At 45.7% G+C, this 16,350-nt stretch carries 15 protein-coding genes, 1 tRNA gene and 1 other annotated feature; of the genes, 10 read left to right on the forward strand and 6 right to left on the reverse strand.

The window, feature by feature from the left end:
• Window positions 1-45: 45 nt before the first annotated feature.
• Together U719_RS02935 and U719_RS02940 are read right to left on the reverse strand one after the other, a co-directional pair.
• Entirely contained in the window at window positions 46-855 is an 810-nt protein-coding gene (locus tag U719_RS02935; protein ID WP_023467227.1) for an MBL fold metallo-hydrolase, read from the reverse strand.
• Between the two features lie 152 nt (window positions 856-1,007).
• Window positions 1,008-1,081: transfer RNA gene (locus tag U719_RS02940), tRNA-Gly, on the reverse strand.
• A 169-nt stretch (window positions 1,082-1,250) separates the two neighbouring features.
• Between U719_RS02940 and U719_RS02945 the strand changes: the two genes are divergently transcribed.
• Entirely contained in the window at window positions 1,251-1,796 is a 546-nt protein-coding gene (locus U719_RS02945) for a hypothetical protein (RefSeq protein WP_023467228.1), read from the forward strand.
• Window positions 1,793-2,212, forward strand: a complete 420-nt coding sequence (locus U719_RS02950) for a hypothetical protein (RefSeq protein WP_023467229.1) — start codon at window positions 1,793-1,795, stop codon at window positions 2,210-2,212. Before U719_RS02945 ends, U719_RS02950 begins: the two co-directional genes overlap by 4 nt.
• 73 nt (window positions 2,213-2,285) lie before the next feature.
• On the opposite strand, the gene U719_RS02955 is transcribed toward U719_RS02950, so the two are convergent.
• Window positions 2,286-3,242 (reverse strand): alpha/beta fold hydrolase, encoded by a 957-nt coding sequence (locus U719_RS02955; protein WP_041254998.1) that lies wholly within the window; start codon window positions 3,240-3,242, stop codon window positions 2,286-2,288.
• A gap of 16 nt (window positions 3,243-3,258) precedes the next feature.
• Window positions 3,259-4,938, reverse strand: coding sequence for a formate--tetrahydrofolate ligase (locus U719_RS02960; protein WP_023467231.1), 1,680 nt, complete (start codon window positions 4,936-4,938; stop codon window positions 3,259-3,261).
• A gap of 166 nt (window positions 4,939-5,104) precedes the next feature.
• Here U719_RS02960 and U719_RS02965 point away from each other — a divergent pair, with 166 nt between their 5' ends.
• The 5 genes from U719_RS02965 (at window position 5,105) to U719_RS02985 (ending at window position 9,337) form a co-directional block, all read left to right on the forward strand.
• Window positions 5,105-5,992, forward strand: a complete 888-nt coding sequence (locus U719_RS02965) for a carbohydrate ABC transporter permease (RefSeq protein ID WP_023467232.1) — start codon at window positions 5,105-5,107, stop codon at window positions 5,990-5,992.
• The gene (locus tag U719_RS02970) at window positions 5,989-6,876 is read left to right on the forward strand and encodes a carbohydrate ABC transporter permease (RefSeq protein WP_023467233.1); all 888 of its coding nucleotides are present in this window, start codon (window positions 5,989-5,991) and stop codon (window positions 6,874-6,876) included. The genes U719_RS02965 and U719_RS02970 overlap by 4 nt, the downstream gene beginning before the upstream one ends.
• A gap of 144 nt (window positions 6,877-7,020) precedes the next feature.
• Window positions 7,021-7,268 (forward strand) — a binding site (T-box leader).
• A gap of 66 nt (window positions 7,269-7,334) precedes the next feature.
• On the forward strand, window positions 7,335-8,309 hold the full coding sequence (gene asnA, locus U719_RS02975; protein ID WP_023467234.1) for an aspartate--ammonia ligase: 975 nt from the start codon (window positions 7,335-7,337) through the stop codon (window positions 8,307-8,309).
• Between the two features lie 166 nt (window positions 8,310-8,475).
• Entirely contained in the window at window positions 8,476-8,697 is a 222-nt protein-coding gene (locus U719_RS02980) for a hypothetical protein (protein WP_023467235.1), read from the forward strand.
• Between the two features lie 16 nt (window positions 8,698-8,713).
• Window positions 8,714-9,337 carry a DedA family protein gene (locus tag U719_RS02985; RefSeq protein ID WP_023467236.1) on the forward strand — a complete coding sequence of 208 codons (624 nt, stop codon included), beginning with the start codon at window positions 8,714-8,716 and terminating at the stop codon, window positions 9,335-9,337.
• 64 nt (window positions 9,338-9,401) lie between these two features.
• Here U719_RS02985 and U719_RS02990 read toward each other — a convergent pair whose 3' ends face one another.
• Window positions 9,402-10,862 carry a potassium/proton antiporter gene (locus tag U719_RS02990; protein WP_023467237.1) on the reverse strand — a complete coding sequence of 487 codons (1,461 nt, stop codon included), beginning with the start codon at window positions 10,860-10,862 and terminating at the stop codon, window positions 9,402-9,404.
• 188 nt (window positions 10,863-11,050) lie between these two features.
• Here U719_RS02990 and U719_RS02995 point away from each other — a divergent pair, with 188 nt between their 5' ends.
• Complete coding sequence (locus U719_RS02995; RefSeq protein WP_023467238.1) at window positions 11,051-12,331, forward strand: ABC transporter substrate-binding protein; 1,281 nt, start codon at window positions 11,051-11,053, stop codon at window positions 12,329-12,331.
• A 58-nt stretch (window positions 12,332-12,389) separates the two neighbouring features.
• Here the strand turns inward: U719_RS02995 and U719_RS03000 are convergent, their stop codons facing one another.
• Window positions 12,390-13,679 (reverse strand): NCS2 family permease, encoded by a 1,290-nt coding sequence (locus U719_RS03000; RefSeq protein ID WP_023467239.1) that lies wholly within the window; start codon window positions 13,677-13,679, stop codon window positions 12,390-12,392.
• Between the two features lie 197 nt (window positions 13,680-13,876).
• On the opposite strand from U719_RS03000, the gene U719_RS03005 reads away from it, so the two are divergent.
• The gene (locus U719_RS03005) at window positions 13,877-15,640 is read left to right on the forward strand and encodes a sensor histidine kinase (protein WP_023467241.1); all 1,764 of its coding nucleotides are present in this window, start codon (window positions 13,877-13,879) and stop codon (window positions 15,638-15,640) included.
• The gene (locus U719_RS03010) at window positions 15,637-16,341 is read left to right on the forward strand and encodes a helix-turn-helix domain-containing protein (protein ID WP_023467243.1); all 705 of its coding nucleotides are present in this window, start codon (window positions 15,637-15,639) and stop codon (window positions 16,339-16,341) included. Before U719_RS03005 ends, U719_RS03010 begins: the two co-directional genes overlap by 4 nt.
• Window positions 16,342-16,350: the final 9 nt, after the last annotated feature.

Genomic DNA, 16,350 nt, shown 5'->3' on the forward strand with positions numbered 1-16,350 from the left:
GACTCGGTCACCAATTTGGCGACCGAGTCTTTTAGTTGAGCGAAGTTAATCATAATGGCGTCGGGCTAATCGTTCTTCTTGTTCTTTTTTGACTTGTCGCTTATTTTTTTCATGCAGACGTTTCATAAAAGGAGTCGTTTGCCAAGATGGAGCCCAGTCGGATTCTTTTCCGGCACGGAGGGCAAGAATATAATCATAGCTCTGATGAAGTCGTTCGATCATCTCTGTTCGGATATCACAAATGTGACCGTGTCCGGGAATCAAGAGTTTGACTTCATATTCATAAATGAACGACTCGAGTAACTCGAGCGTCGTCAAATACTCAGAGGAATCGTGTTCGATCAAGGGGATTTCAACGTCTGAAGCGTAATCGCCGCAGACTAACAAGTGAAGTGGCATGACGATGAAGGAAAGATGAGTCGCTTCATGACCGGGCGTCAAAAAGAAGATTAACTTCGTTTGTCCGATCGTTAAAATCGTCTCAGACTCATGGATGACATGTGTCACGTCTGGGAAAAGGACGGGAGAATCGATATAGAATTCATCATTAAAATCTTGTACGGCTTGGAGCGCTTCTTGTCGGTCGACATCGATGAACGGTTTAGAAGCGATGACGATGGCATCCGTAAAGGCATAGGCTCCTAAAATATGATCGAAATGGGCATGCGTATAGACGACGTATAATGGTCGTTCGCGACGCACGATTTCGACGTCTCGACGAATCGTTGCAATCTCATCGGGAAGCCAGCCAGGGTCGACGACGATCAGACAATCAGGCGTCTCGATTAATGTCGAAGTCGTTTTCATGAGTGTACTTTGATAGATCGTCACGCCGGGCATTTTCATCTGAATCATACGAATCCTCCTTTACGAATCTCTATCTATATCGTTGTATACCCATAAATTCGTTGGAATCATCAGCAGAATCAATAAAAAAGACGACTCGCACGTCGCGAGTCGCCTGCCCTCTAGAGGGAAATGGTCCTAGACCTATGTTATGTCATAATTGGAGCGGGTGAAGAGAATCGAACTCTCGTCATCAGCTTGGAAGGCTGAGGTTTTACCATTAAACTACACCCGCGTATTGGCTACATGAAATATAGTAGCATAGCAAAGAGGGCATTTCCATAACTTTTATGAAAAAAAGCAATTTCTTTTAAGATTCGGTGTACAATAATACTAGTTAATCGTTTCCAATGGTAATCTTGATTTGCAATATGGGTAAAGTTGGGTAGAGGAGAGAGTGTCTGGTGAATGAAGTGCGAGTTTGGAGCGAACAGCCGATGGGAAAAGGATGGAAGGCGATCTGTCACCATCAATTCGATCGTCATCGCTTATTGATAGGAGAGTGGTTCCATAACGTAGGTGTACTTGCTTTTTCCATCAATCAAGATGCGGATTTGCTACCGGATGTCCTTCCAAACACATTCGATCTGCCGCTCGTCTCGGAACGTGTGCAACGCGTCATTGCAGCATACGCGCCTTTTTCTGTACAATGTCTCAAGGTACATCTTGAGACGAAGGACGGAGTGGTTCCGTACTATCTTCTCAATCTCTTATCTGTCAGTCGGATCGAACATCTACATACGACGGATGTATTCCGTCCGGTCCCGAGACGACGCGTCTATTTTTTGACAGAGCGACGAATCAGCGATTCGATTTGTCCGCATCATCTTATGCGAGATGAGCGCACGCATCGCATGTTCGTCTCTGCTCAACTCGCTCGACAATTCGAGCGTATGGCTGTGACGGGTATCCGCTTTGAAGAGATACAACGAATGGAGGAATTCAAATGAAACAGTACACAGTCGATCATTGGATCACGCTAGAATATCCAAAGGTATTCGAATATCAAGAAGAAGAGACATATGTCAGTTTTTATTCGACGGATGAAAATGCAATGGGAACGCTCCAATTATCCATTTATGAGTCCGATTCAGAAGAATTGACACCGTATGAGGCGGCGGAACAAGAAATCAATCTGTTGGTGGAAGAGTTCGGCATCGAACTAACAGGAGCACTTGAAGTCCGTCGTAATTCAACAAAAGAAGCGTTGCTTGCAGTAGATGGGAAAGAAGAAGATATCTTCTTACGGATCTACGCGTATTCGGACGGGGAACGGTTAGTCTTATTGACGTACTCTGCAGAACGCGAGACGCTTGAAATCGAAGAAATCGAAGCTATGATTTCTTCACTGACTTGGATTCAATGAAGGATACGATAGAAGTGCAAAAGGCAACGGATCACAAGGATTCGCTGCCTTTTTTTATATCGATCGATGTAGCTTAAGAAGAACGGGAAGATGACTGTTTAGCTGCAGGATTGACTTGTTTATTCAACCAGCTCGCGATATCGGCAAAAACGCGGATGCGTTCGAACTCATGGAAGAGCTCATGACGTAACCCTCGATAAATCGTCAGCTGTACAGCATCGACACGGACACGATTATACATATCAAACAAATGATGGATACCTTTTCCGTCGAACGCGACCGCGTCATCTCCACCAGCAAGCAATAAGAGAGGTAAATGACGTGGATGCTGATAGATGGAAGCAAGTGCGTTGACGAGTTTCGTTGCATGTAAGAGTTCGTGGAAGAACCCAAGCGTGACTGTTTGACCGGACAATGGATCTGCATCATAGCGCATGACGGATTGAGGATCCGAAGAGAGCCAAGCATTTTTAGAAAGTGCTGGGAAAAAACGTAAGTTATACCGTCCGAACACGAGTTGTCCAAACCGTTCAGCAGGGTGTATTGCTGACAACTGATGGATTTGACGTTCGACGAGTTTTTGGCTGACATCACCGAGTAAACCTGTACTTGTCGGGGGTCCGCTCGCGATGATTCCAGCTACTGTATGACCGAGTGTTTGACCGATTCGGCGAGCAATCAACGAACCAAAACTATGACCGAAGATGAACACCGGTAGCGTCGGATAACGCTCTTTGATGTCAGAGACGAGTTCTTCTGCATCCTGCATCAATTGTTTAAACCCTTGATTCGGCTCGAGGTGTCCAAGTGTTCCGAGCTGTGCTGCTCGGGTTCCGAAACAGCGTAAGTCTGCGATGATCGTGTGGTAATGATGCGCATAGAGGAATTCGGCGAATTCCTCATACCGCGCGCCATGCTCCATCATCCCGTGAAAGACGATCACGACTCCTTTAGGGTCGTGGGCTTCGAGGCTATGCAATGTCGTAGTATAGCCGTCAGAGGCTATCCAATGTGAATGATCAATCGTCATGTAACTCATCCTCTCATTAAGAAAGTCCAAATACCTGTCCGTCTTCCGATACGCCCATGTGGAAGGCGGCAGGAACTGCCGGTAATCCTGGCATCGTTAATACATTCCCAGTCAATGCAACGATGAACCCTGCACCAACCGATGGACGGATTTCGCGGACCGTGATCGTGAAGTCTTCGACACGACCATAACGAGCAGGATCATCCGTTAAAGAAAAGGGTGTTTTTGCCATACAAATCGGTAACTCATTCAATCCCATCTCCGTACACCGTTCGAGTTCGCGGAGCGCTTTGTCTTCAAAATGAACGTCGGCTGCGCCGTAGACACGCTTTGCGATACGCTCGATCTTTTGACGAAGCGGTAAGACGTCAGGATACAGAGGGCGGAACTGGCTCGGTTCCTCAAGAGCTTGCATGACTTCCGTGACGAGTGCTTCGCCGCCAGCTCCCCCTTTACTGAAGACTTCACTTTCCGCGACACGAATATTACGATCCTGACACCATTCCAAGATCATATTCCGTTCTGCTTCCGTGTCGGTGAAGAAACGGTTCAAGGCAACAACGGCAGGGACACCGAACAGATTCATCGTCTCGACGTGTTTTTCAAGTAACGCAAGACCATCTGTTAAGGCGGCGAGATTTTCTTCGCTGAGTTGCGTTTTGTCGACACCTCCGTGCATCTTCAAGGCACGAACCGTAGCGACGATAACGACGGCATCCGGGTGAAGTCCGCCGATCCGTGATTTGATGTTGAAGAATTTTTCGGCACCTAAATCGGCTCCGAATCCTGCTTCTGTGACAACGTAATCACTTAGCTTCAGTGCAGTTTGCGTTGCAATCAAAGAGTTACAGCCATGTGCGATGTTCGCGAACGGTCCACCATGAATCAGTGCTGGTGTTCCTTCGACGGTTTGAACGAGGTTCGGGCGGAACGCATCTTTCAGGAGTAACGTCGCAGCTCCTGATGCCTGAATATCTTTGACTGTAACCGGCTGTTGATCGTACGTATAGGCGACGACGATGCGACTCAACCGCTGTTCAAGATCCGAAATGGAGTCTGCTAGACAGAGGACCGCCATGATTTCGGAAGCGACCGTGATGTCGAATCCATCTTGACGCGGCACACCATGCGCAGGACCACCAAGACCAATCGTAACTTGGCGCAAGGCACGGTCATTCAAATCAAGAACGCGTTTCCAGACGATACGACGCGGATCGATACCAAGGATGTTACCTTGATGCAGGTGATTGTCGAGCAAGGCACTGATTGTATTATGAGCAGATGTGATCGCATGCATATCGCCTGTGAAATGCAGATTGATCTCTTCCATCGGTAGAACTTGGCTATAGCCACCACCACACGCGCCACCTTTTAAGCCCATCGTCGGACCGAGTGAGGGTTCCCGTAAACAAATCATCGTCTTATGGTTTGCCCGATGCAACGCCTGTCCGAGTCCGACAGTGACGGTTGATTTTCCTTCACCGGCAGCTGTCGGATTGATAGCTGTGACAAGGATTAATTTCCCGTCAGATTTCGTTGCCAATCGGTTCAACAGTCCATCTGTCAACTTCGCTTTATACTTTCCGTACGTATCAAAATCCTCTTCTTGCAAACCAATCCGGTCCGCAATTTCTCGAATCGGGCGTAAGACGGTTTGTTGTGCGATTTCTAAGTCTGAACGAATGGTCTTTTCCATGGTATCGACTCCCTCTTTGATTGGATCTCTCTTTTTTCTAATAGTAGCGTATCTAGTGCGAACGCGCCAAAGGAAAACGTTCAATATTTTCCACCCAATGGGTCAAATGGTGACGTGTTCAAGTGTTAGAGAAAGACGTACTGTAGAGTGGAGGAGGGATGAAACAATGACATCTGGACAAAAGAAGTGGAAACGCGGTCTTGATTTTTGGCTCTTCGTCGGACCGGTCTTTCTTGTATTCGCAGTGATCGTGCTTGTACCGTTTTTCAATGGCGTTATGTATTCGTTCACGGATTGGAACGGTGTAACCGGAGAATTGAATTGGATCGGCTTTGATAACTATGTCCGTCTCTTTACGAGTGACGAGCAGTTCCAGCAGTCATTTTGGTTGACGACGAAATATACGGTCGTTGCCGTCATCTTAACGAATGTCGTCGGTTTCATCTTGGCGTTCTTATTGACACAAAATATTCGCACACGTAATTTCTTACGAACGATTTTCTTCATGCCGAACTTGATCGGTGGGTTGATCCTCGGTTTCGTTTGGCAGTTCATCTATGTCAAAGGCTTCGCATCGATCGGTGAATTGACAGGGTGGAGTATATTTGAACTTCCATGGTTAGGAGATGCCCGGACAGGATTCTGGGGTATCGTCATTGTTTCGATTTGGCAAGGTGGCGGTTACATCATGGTCATCTATATCGCGGCTCTGCAAAACGTGCCACAAGAGCTGATTGAAGCGGCAAAAATCGATGGTGCCAATCGTCTATCGACGTTACGGAACATTACGTTGCCACTGATCATGCCGTCGGTCACAATCTGTCTCTTCTTGACGATTTCATGGTCTTTCAAGTTATTCGATACGAACTTATCCCTAACGAATGGCGGACCATTCAAATCGACCGAGATGCTTGCTCTAAACATTTACAAAGAATCGTTTACGAATAATAATCTTGGACTCGGATCAGCGAAGGCAATCATCTTCTTCGTTGTTGTTGCAGCGATTACAGTCACTCAAGTCTATCTGACGAAAAAACGGGAGGTGGAAGCATGAGTACAGCACAACCATTACCCACTCCGCAAGAGGAGAAACCGAAGCGCTCTAAAAAGACGAGAGGTCGTTATTCACTCCGTCTTGGAACAGTCGAACTGGCAGCCTTATTGATGGGGCTACTGTACATGATCCCGTTTTATTACGTTGTCTCGAATTCTTTCAAGACGCAGGGCGATATCTTTACGAACACAACGGGTCTACCAAAGGAATGGATGACGTCCAACTATTCAGAAGCATGGGAAGCCATGAACTTCGGAAAAGTCTTTTTAAACTCCGTCATCATTACAGTCGGTGCTAACGCGGTCATCATCATCTTTTGTTCGATGGCGGCCTGGAAACTCGTCCGGACGAAAACACGCTTGTCGACGATCATCTTTTTCTTATTCGTTGCGGCGATGATCATTCCATTCCAGTCGATCATGATTCCCTTATCGAAATTGTCTGGTGATCTCGGATTGCAGAACAGTTATTGGGGATTGATTCTGATGTATCTTGGTTTTGGATCTGGATTATCAATCTTCTTATACCATGGATTCATGAAGTCGATTCCTGAAGAAATCGAGGAGGCGGCCATCATTGATGGTTGTTCACAATGGGGTGTGTTCTGGCGCATCGTGTTCCCATTACTCAAGCCCATCACGGTCACGATCATCATCTTGAACACGCTGTGGATTTGGAACGATTTCCTACTGCCATCGCTGATGTTACGAGACGTCGATTTACGGACGATTCCACTCGCGACGTTCTATTTCTTCGGTCAATATACGAAGCAGTGGGACTTAGCACTTGCCGGACTCGTCCTCGGGATCATTCCGTTATTGTTGTTCTTCTTTGCCTTGCAAAAACAGATCATTCAAGGAATTACGAGTGGATCGATCAAATAATTTTTGTAAGCGCGTTCTCGCTTCTGCGAGAACGCTTTTTTCATGATTCACACGTCAGATTAATCTGACAACTTTTATTTTTTTTGAAAAAAAGTCTTTTCAAATGCTTGCGACCTGTTGTACGATGTTCTCAATTCAATTGTAACAACGACGTTGAAGGGAAGAGTAACACCTTGTACGACCGTATAGCGAGCTGGGGATGGTGAGAGCCCAGTCGGAAGCAAGATGCGAAGAACCTCCCGGAGTCGCTACCCGAACCCGAATGTCAGTAGGCGTAGCCGGAGTTGCCTGTCCGTTATCATAAGGCCGAAGATGAAGTGATTCGTCTTTTGAGTGAGCAACATCGTTGCTAACATGGGTGGTACCGCGGAACCGAGTCTTTCGTCCCATATTCTTGGGAAAGAAGGGCTCTTTTTTATGGCTTCTTTTTCAAAACACAATTGAGGAGGAACACCACCATGACAACACTCGTATCGATGAAACACACACAGGAAGCGATCACACTCGTAAAGAAACGCTTTGAAGAACGCTTTTCGACAACACTCGGATTGACACGTGTCGAAGCACCATTGTTCGTAGAAAGTACACTCGGTGTCAACGATCATCTCAACGGCGTAGAGCGAATCATTCGTTTCGATGCTTTGGATCACACAGCAGATCTTGAAATCGTACAATCTCTTGCAAAGTGGAAGCGTCAAGCGCTTCATACGTACGGATTTGAAGCGGGAGAAGGATTATACACGTTGATGCATGCGATTCGTCGCGATGAGATGCTGGATGCGACACACTCCATTCACGTCGATCAGTGGGACTGGGAACGGATCATCACGAAAGAACAACGGACGAGTGCTTATTTACAAGAAACGGTACAAGCGATTTATGCAACGATTCGCCAAGTCGAAAAAGAAGTAGAAGCGGAGTATGGTATTTCAGCAATCTTACCGGAAACGATTCATTTTATGACAACACAAGAGTTAGAGGATGCGTATCCGACACTTTCGACGAAAGAACGTGAAACAGAAGTCACGAAAGCATATGGTGCCGTTTTCCTCATGCAAATCGGGGGCGCACTGGCTTCAGGTGAGAAGCATGATGGTCGAGCGGCTGACTACGATGACTGGACGCTCAACGGTGACATTTTAGTACACCACCCAGAAATCGGAGCATTCGAATTGTCTTCAATGGGTATTCGCGTTGATCGTGAAGCGTTGTTGAAACAGACAGCGATTGCTCAAGAAGAAGATAAATTGGCATTCCCATTCCATCAAGGTGTACTCGAAGAGCGTCTACCGTTAACGATGGGTGGAGGAATCGGTCAATCTCGTATGGCGATGTTCTTATTGAAGAAGCGTCATATCGGCGAAGTCCAAGCTTCTGTCTGGTCAGAAGAGACGCGTAAAAGTCTTCAAGCGGAAGGCATCCACTTGCTCTGACATATATATAGTAAGAAAGCGTCAAAACAGGAAGTTTTATAAAGCAAAGGGCATGCTCCGATTCGGAAGCGTGCCCTTTTTTAGGTTCGTACGACCTCAGGCGGAGGAAAGACGTGTCGATTCCTGATAGAATGGGGATAACAATAAATAAGAAAGAGGTGAAAGCATGTCTTCTCTATTAATTGTTGGGATACTCATCCCTATTTTGTTCATTGCGTTTCTTTGGTTTAACATTAAGGGCTTACGAACGATGTGGCGGGATTATAAACGGACAGGCTCAATCGTTGCACTCGGTTTCTTCATTGTCGGGATCATCGGAATCTTCACAGGCGTCTGGACGACACTAGTCGTCATCATCTATTATCTCCTCCGTCCAGCGAGAGGATGAACGGAGGGTTACTTGTATGTTGGAATGGTTGTTCTCAGCCGGAGAATCCAATCTCTGGCTGTTTTTAGGAATTATGATCGTTGGTCTTGGTACGGAATTGATCCCAGCAGAAGTCGGCTTACCATTACTTGGTCTATATGTATCGAACGGAACAGTCAGTTGGACAGTTGCTGTTCTTGTCGGTTTTTTAGGAAGTCTAATGGGCGCGACGGTCTTTTATCTTTTAGGTCGTTATGCTGGTCGTCCGATACTTATCCGGTACGGCAAATGGTTACTGATTAAAGAAAAAGAAATTGAGCAAGGGGAGCGCATCGTCGCGAAATACGGCACATGGTCTGCTTTGTTCGGACGCTTCTTCCCAGTCGTGCGCTCGGTCGTCTCGATTCCATGTGGTTTGTTCGGCTTATCATTCAAACGTTATCTACTCGCTTCAAGTATTGGACTTTTCCCAGTTTCCTTCTTCTACATTTGGGTTGGTGAACGGTTTGGAGTAGAACGCGCGGAATCGATGCTAAAAGGATTAGAGCAAGAGTTGTGGTGGATCTTAGGTGGAATCGTCGTGATTCTTGGAGGGTATATCCTTTATCGTCGCTCTAAAGCAAAACAGAAGGAACAGACGCAAGACACAAAGACGAAATAATAGAATAAGTGAACATATAAAAAGGGAGTAGATGGCAAGCATCTACTCCCTTTTTATATGAAGCTCAAGCGGGTGGGAACAAAAATCGTTTCAGTGTTTTGATGCGATGTTTTGGTGTCAGCAATAACAGTTGATCATTGCCTTCAAGGGCAGTGTCGCCACGCGGTGTGATGATTTGATCATCACGAATGATGGCAGTGATCAAAAATTCTTGTGGCAAATCAATCTCTGAGATCGTCGTTCCAATGAATGGATGGGACATTGGTAACGTTAACTCAATAATTTCGGCGTTCGGTTTACCAATCGACATGAATTCAATGACCGTATGAATAGCAGAAGTCTGTGTTTCGTTCAGTCGTAATCGCTCGGAAAGAAACGTCAACATACTCCCTTGAATTAGCGTAGATAGTAAGACTGTGAAAAACACGATATTGAAGATCATCGATGCATTCTCGATATCCGCAACGAGAGGGTATGTCGCGAGAATGATCGGTACCGCTCCTTTTAGGCCAGCAAAGGAAATGAAGACCTTCTCTTGCCACGAATAACGAAACGGAAGAAGACTCACCCAGACTGACAAAGGACGAGCGATGAAAATTAAGATCAGCGCCAGCGCAATGGAAGATAGGATGACCTGGACATCGAGCAATTGTTTCGGAAAGACAAGCAGACCGAGCACGATGAACATTCCGATTTGAGCAAGATGCGCCATACTCATCGTAAAACGAACGAGTGTCTGTCGATAGACGAGTTCATGATTACTGATGTAGATCGCTGTGACATAAACGGCTAAAAATCCACTTGCATGGAACGTATCAGCTAAACCGAAAGACAGGAAAGCAAACGACATGAGCATGATCGGATAAAAGCTAGAAGAGGACAAATCGATCCGATTGATCAATGTCGAAGCTGCCCATCCGATGAACAAACCAATTAGAAGTCCCATCGCCATTTCCCAAACGAGTGATCCAAGTCCCGATAAGAGCGATGCTTCTTCAGGGTTCGTCACGAACTCAAGGAACAAGACAGTCAAAAAGACGGCCATCGGGTCATTCGTACCGGACTCGACTTCAAGTGTTGATCCGACTTTCCGTCGAATCGGCTGACCACTCAAGACAGAAAAGATGGCAGCGGCATCCGTCGAACCAACGATTGCCCCGAGTAAAAAAGCATTCGCCCAACTAAAGCCCAGAATATAATGGGAAGCAACGGCAACGATGGATGTAGCGATGAAGACCCCGAACGTCGCAAGCGAGAGGGAAGGGGCTAATTCATGACGCACTTCCTTCCAAACCGTTTGCAGACCACCCTCGAATAAGATGATGATGAGAGCGACAGTTCCAAGAAGCTGAGCCAGTTCTGCATCGTCAAAACGAATGAACCCCGTAATGTCGCTTCCAGCAATCATACCAAGGGCGATAAAAATCAGTAGAGCAGGAATATTCAGACGACTTGATAGCTTCGTCGTCCAGACGGCGGCAAACAGCAATATACCAATCAATAAAATCGTGAGTTGCAAGGACATGGCATCAAACTCCTATTCATAAAAGAATCTCTAGTTTCATGATACAACAATTCCGATGAAAAGACTCGGATAACGATTGTTCAATATTTTCCACCACACCGGACAACTTTCTCTCTCTTCATTGCAAGCGTTTTCATTTATTGTGAAGATGTAGCACGAAATGAAACGAAATCAGGGAGGGAATCCGAATGCGTAAAAGAAGATGGGCAGCATTACCTGTCGTCACGACGGCGATGGTCGTCGCTTTGGCAGCATGTGGTGGCGGTACATTGAATAGCGATGACTCGAAAGATAGTGGTTCAAAAGACGGTAAGACGCTCAACGTATTCCAATTCAAGGCTGAAATCGCAAAAGACATGGAAAAGATGGCAAAAGCGTATGAAAAAGAAACTGGGACGAAAGTCGTCGTGCAAACAGTCGGTGGTGGATCGGACTATGGCGCGGCTCTGAAATCACAGTTCGCTTCAGGTAATGAACCAGATGTCTTTAACAATGGTGGCTTTACGGAAGCAAAAACATGGCAGGATAAGTTAGAAGATTTGTCAGATGAAAAGTGGGTCGGTGATTTAACGGATCTATCAAAAGAGCCAATGACGATTGATGGTAAATTGTATGGTATGCCAATGAACCTTGAGGGATATGGCTTTATCTACAATAAAGATATCTTCAAAAAAGCCGGTATCACGGAACTTCCAAAAACATTAACGGAATTGACGGAAGCTTCTAAGAAGCTGAAGGCAGATGGAGTGACACCGTTCTCGATCGGATACGGGGAGTGGTGGGTTCTTGGAAATCACCTTTTAAACATTCCGGTCGCACAACAGGATGATCCAGATCAGTTCATTGCAGATCTCAACTCTGGAAAAGCGAAGTTCGAGGACAATAAACAGTTCAAGGAATTCATGAATCTATTTGATTTGACGATTGAGTATGGAAATAAAAATCCGTTAACGACAGACTATAATACACAAGTCTCTCAGTTTGCTGAAGGTAAGACAGCGATGATCCAACAAGGGAACTGGGCACAACAATTGATCACGGATGTCAATCCGGACATCAACATGGGCTTCATCCCGATGCCGATCAATGATGATAAAGAAAAAATGGATCGTCTGCCTGTCGGCGTACCAAACAACTGGGTCGTCAATAAGAACTCGAAGAACAAAGCAGAAGCGAAGAAATTCCTCGAGTGGATGGCGACGTCTGACACAGGAAAAGACTACATGGTCAATAAATTTAAATTCATCCCTGCCTTCAAATCAATCGAAGCGAAGGATTTAGGACCGCTTGCAGATGATATTCAAGCGTACTCGAAAGATGGAAAAACCATCTCATGGAACTGGTTCAAGTATCCGGATGGTGCTGTAAACGAGTTCGGAGCGATCATGCAAGCATACGTTGGTAAGCAAAAAACAGCTGATGAGATGTTGCAGGACTTCACAAAAACATGGGATAAAATGAAGAAATAAGAAGTGATTTAAAAAACATGCCTGTTCCGACTAACTGACGGAACAGGCATGTTTTTTATTATAAGAAGAATAATTGGATGAAGAAGAGAAGCGCGAACACATAGATGAGTGGATGGACACGCTCTTTTTGGATAGCTTTCATGATTGGATAGACGATGAAACCGAATGCGATACCGGTTGCGATGCTACCGGATAATGGCATGATCAAGATGACGAGGAAAGCCGTGAAAGCTTCGCTGAAGTCATCCCATGGAATCTGCTTGATGTTTTGAATCATGAAGGCACCGACTAAGATCAATGCGGGCGCAGTAATCGCAGGGACGCTCGAAATCGATTGAACGAACGGCCCAAAGACGGCAGATAATGCGAATAGAATCCCGACCGTCACGGATGTGAGTCCAGTCCGTCCACCAGCAGCGACACCCGCTGCAGATTCTACGTAAGCCGTTGTAGGACTTGTTCCGAATAATGAACCAGCGACCATCGCAGTCGAATCAGATAATAGGGCACGTTCGCTGTTTTTCAATGATCCATCTTTTTCAATCAATCCAGCCTGTTCTCCGACAGCGACCATCGTACCTGTCGTATCAAACATCGTCACGAGAACGAAGGAGAGGACACCGCTGAACAGACCGTATTGGAACACGTCTTGAATGGCGTTGAACGGATTCGTGATGATCAATCCTTCTGGTAACGTCGGTAACGCAACGAAGGAATCGGAAAACTTCAATTCACCTGTCAGGAATGCAATCAATCCAGAGAGGATCATGGCATATAAAATAGCACCTGGTACACGTTTGATTGTCAAGATCGCTGCAACTAATAATCCGATGAGTGTGATCAATGCTTCTGGTGACGTCAATGCGCCAATCGTGACGAGTGTATCTTCACTAGCGACTAAAATTCCTGACATCTTGAGACCGAGTGAAGCAATGAAGAGACCGATTCCACCTGTGATCGCAAGCTTTAATGTCATCGGAATGATTTCAATCAGCTTCGTACGAATCGGTGAGAGTGATAACAATAAGAAAATGACACCAGCGACGAAGACAACTGAGAGTGCTGTCTGATATGGAATCTTCTCACCAACGACAAGTGTATAAGTAAAATACGCATTGAGTCCCATTCCAGGTGCGACTGCGATTGGTAGATTCGCATAAAGCCCCATCAGAAGCGTACCGATCAATGTCGCGATGATCGTCGCAGAAAAAGCTTGGGCTTGGGGGATACCGGCATCTGCTAAAATCGTTGGGTTGACGAGCAGAATATAGGCCATCGTAATGAACGTCACGAATCCAGCTTGGATTTCACGTTTTACGGTTGTTTGATGTGCGGCAAGTTTAAACATGGGTAAAAGGACCACCTTCATAACAAATTGATTAAAAAACGAACATTGATGATATTATAGTAAAATTCATTCGGAATCAAGTCGAAACAAAAAAGAATTTTTTATAGGAATCATGAAAGAGAATATCAGGAAATGATGTAAGCGGATTCAAGGTTATGATACGATTGATTACAAGAAAAAGGATGGGGGCGCCTTTCATGAAAAGTATCCGGACGCGTTTGATTCGTCTCGTCGTCCTGGCGATCTTGATTCCGACTGCCCTCGCGACATCGATTTCCTATCTGTATGTGCGGCACCAAAACATTGAACAGGCAGAACGTTCTAGCCTGAACGTATTGACGCGGGGAAATACACAGGTGACCCATTATATAGAGGATATCCGCCGTCTATCGACGAGTCTGTACGCGAATCGTTCGTTGATGAACATCATGCGCGTCGGGGCAGATCAGGAACTAGACGAATCCGATGGAGTCGTTTCGCGGGCGATGTTAGGTCTGTTTTTATCACGTCAGGATATCGAGCAGTTACATTTCGTCATTTTAAATGGTTATTCGGAGTATTCGGTCTATAACATGAAAACAACGAGTCGAGGAAAGTTTGATTGGATGCAAGAAACGGATTATTTTCGATTGATGAAACAAAAAAACGGCTGGTTGATTGACGAAGCGCACACGATTGAACCATATAATGTGCACACGATGATTCTTGATGAAAAACAAGTCGTTAGTTTTCGTTATCGCATCGATCGTGTCGAAACAGATGAGCCACTCGGCTTCCTTTCGGTGGATATTCCCGTCCGTGTATTTGAACAACAGTTAAAACTGTTCGAGAATGATCCGGAAGAGTCGTTATGGTTGATGACAGAACAGCGTGTGTTGGCACAGACTGGGGCAGAGATGGAACTACCGGTCGATCGATTCACTGGGCAGAGTGGGAGTTTACGTGTCGGAAAATCGTTCATCGTCTACTCAAAGACGATGACGAATGGCGTTCCACTCATACTCGTCAAACGGATTCCGTATGCGTCAGTCATCCAAGGGGCGAATGAAACGGCATTGATTCTTGTTTTGATTGGTCTCGTCTCACTGTTCGTTATGATCATTGCCGCAAGTCTCGTTGCCATGCAGATCACGAAGCCAATCAAACAGTTGACAGCAAACGTCTGGCGAGTCGAACAAGGGGATTTATCAGCACCATTCGTTGCGACGACGAATGACGAGATTGGATTACTCAACCGTCAGTTCCAACGCATGATTCAACGGATTGATCGTTTAATCAAACGGGAGTATCGACTGGCACTCGAAAACCGGACGAATGAGCTACGGGCATTACAATCTCAGCTCAATCCGCACTTCTTATTCAATGCCTTACAATCGATCGGAACGACGACGTTACAAGGAGACCGGAAGATCGCGTACCGCTCCATCACCGGATTATCACAAATGATGCGCTACTCGATGAATAATGAGCAGACGATCGTGACGTTAAAACAAGAAGTCGATCATCTTCAAGCGTATATTCGTTTGCAACAGCAACGTTTTCCGGAACGTTTCCGTTATATCGTTGACGTCCCGTGGCATCTCAATGACATTGAAGTGCCGAAGATGATCTTGCAACCGTTCGCTGAAAATTACTTTAAACACGGCTTTCGACAGCAATTAGCAGCGACGGAGAACTATCTTGCTTACAAAGTCCGGACGGATGGCGGACGCCTCATTATTCAAATCGAGAATAGCGGTGCCGTCCTCGAAACAGGACGACTTGAAGAGATTGATCGTAAAATGCGCATGCATCGTAGCCCAGAGGATCTCGAGACGAGCGGCATTGGTCTCCATAATATTTATGAACGGCTCTTGATTTTTTACGGGGAACAAGCAAATATGACGCTCTCTTCTTCAGCTGTAGAGGGCGGATTCAAAATCGTGATTCGGATTCCATATGAGAAGGGGGACTTGGCATGAACGTGTTGATCGTAGACGATGAACGACATGTACGGGAAGCGGTCAAATTGCTCGGAGAATGGGACAGTTGGCAGGTCTCACATATTTACGAGGCGGAACATGGGGAAGAAGCGAAACGATTACTGGATACTGGAACGATCGATTTAATGCTGACAGATGTCGAAATGCCTGGACTCGACGGATTAACATTACTAGAATGGACAAAAAATCATCATCCAAAGGTCGTCACGATCGTGCTGACAGGGTATGATGATTATACGTATATGCGACGTGCCATTTTGCATCAATCCTTTGATTATTTATTGAAGCCGGTTGATCCAGATGTACTCAATGATGCCTTGTCCCGCGCGATGGAATGTATCCATCCGGTAGTGGAATCAGGGGAAGCGATTGATCAAATCGCCAAATACATCGAAACGCATTATGCGGAAGAATTGACACTGCAATTCATGAGCGAACGGTTTTACTTGAGCCGAGAGTATATATCACGACGCTTCAAACAGCGTTTTTCTGTTAACTTATCTGATTACATCCAAACGATTCGCTTGAATCGGGCGAAGGAATTATTGAGTGAGACGGAAGCACGCATTTACGAAATCGCACTTGAAGTCGGATATCAGGACGATAAGTATTTTCGGAAAGTGTTCAAAAAACAATTCGGTATGACACCGAATGAGTTTCGTGAATTGTTGTCGATTTAAACGACTATC

Source organism: Exiguobacterium sp. MH3 (genome assembly GCF_000496635.1).
Classification (GTDB): domain Bacteria; phylum Bacillota; class Bacilli; order Exiguobacteriales; family Exiguobacteriaceae; genus Exiguobacterium_A; species Exiguobacterium_A indicum.

What these genes read in the sequence shown, in the direction of transcription:
- U719_RS02970 (WP_023467233.1), top strand. Translation starts at nt 5,989, where the DNA reads ATGAGTACAGCACAACCATTACCCACTCCGCAAGAGGAGAAACCGAAG.
- U719_RS02955 (WP_041254998.1), bottom strand. Translation starts at nt 3,242, where the DNA reads ATGACGATTGATCATTCACATTGGATAGCCTCTGACGGCTATACTACG.
- U719_RS02950 (WP_023467229.1), top strand. Translation starts at nt 1,793, where the DNA reads ATGAAACAGTACACAGTCGATCATTGGATCACGCTAGAATATCCAAAG.
- U719_RS02980 (WP_023467235.1), top strand. Translation starts at nt 8,476, where the DNA reads ATGTCTTCTCTATTAATTGTTGGGATACTCATCCCTATTTTGTTCATT.
- U719_RS03005 (WP_023467241.1), top strand. Translation starts at nt 13,877, where the DNA reads ATGAAAAGTATCCGGACGCGTTTGATTCGTCTCGTCGTCCTGGCGATC.
- U719_RS03010 (WP_023467243.1), top strand. Translation starts at nt 15,637, where the DNA reads ATGAACGTGTTGATCGTAGACGATGAACGACATGTACGGGAAGCGGTC.
- U719_RS02985 (WP_023467236.1), top strand. Translation starts at nt 8,714, where the DNA reads ATGTTGGAATGGTTGTTCTCAGCCGGAGAATCCAATCTCTGGCTGTTT.
- U719_RS02965 (WP_023467232.1), top strand. Translation starts at nt 5,105, where the DNA reads ATGACATCTGGACAAAAGAAGTGGAAACGCGGTCTTGATTTTTGGCTC.
- U719_RS02960 (WP_023467231.1), bottom strand. Translation starts at nt 4,938, where the DNA reads ATGGAAAAGACCATTCGTTCAGACTTAGAAATCGCACAACAAACCGTC.
- U719_RS02995 (WP_023467238.1), top strand. Translation starts at nt 11,051, where the DNA reads ATGCGTAAAAGAAGATGGGCAGCATTACCTGTCGTCACGACGGCGATG.
- U719_RS02935 (WP_023467227.1), bottom strand. Translation starts at nt 855, where the DNA reads ATGATTCAGATGAAAATGCCCGGCGTGACGATCTATCAAAGTACACTC.
- U719_RS03000 (WP_023467239.1), bottom strand. Translation starts at nt 13,679, where the DNA reads ATGTTTAAACTTGCCGCACATCAAACAACCGTAAAACGTGAAATCCAA.
- U719_RS02990 (WP_023467237.1), bottom strand. Translation starts at nt 10,862, where the DNA reads ATGTCCTTGCAACTCACGATTTTATTGATTGGTATATTGCTGTTTGCC.
- asnA (WP_023467234.1), top strand. Translation starts at nt 7,335, where the DNA reads ATGACAACACTCGTATCGATGAAACACACACAGGAAGCGATCACACTC.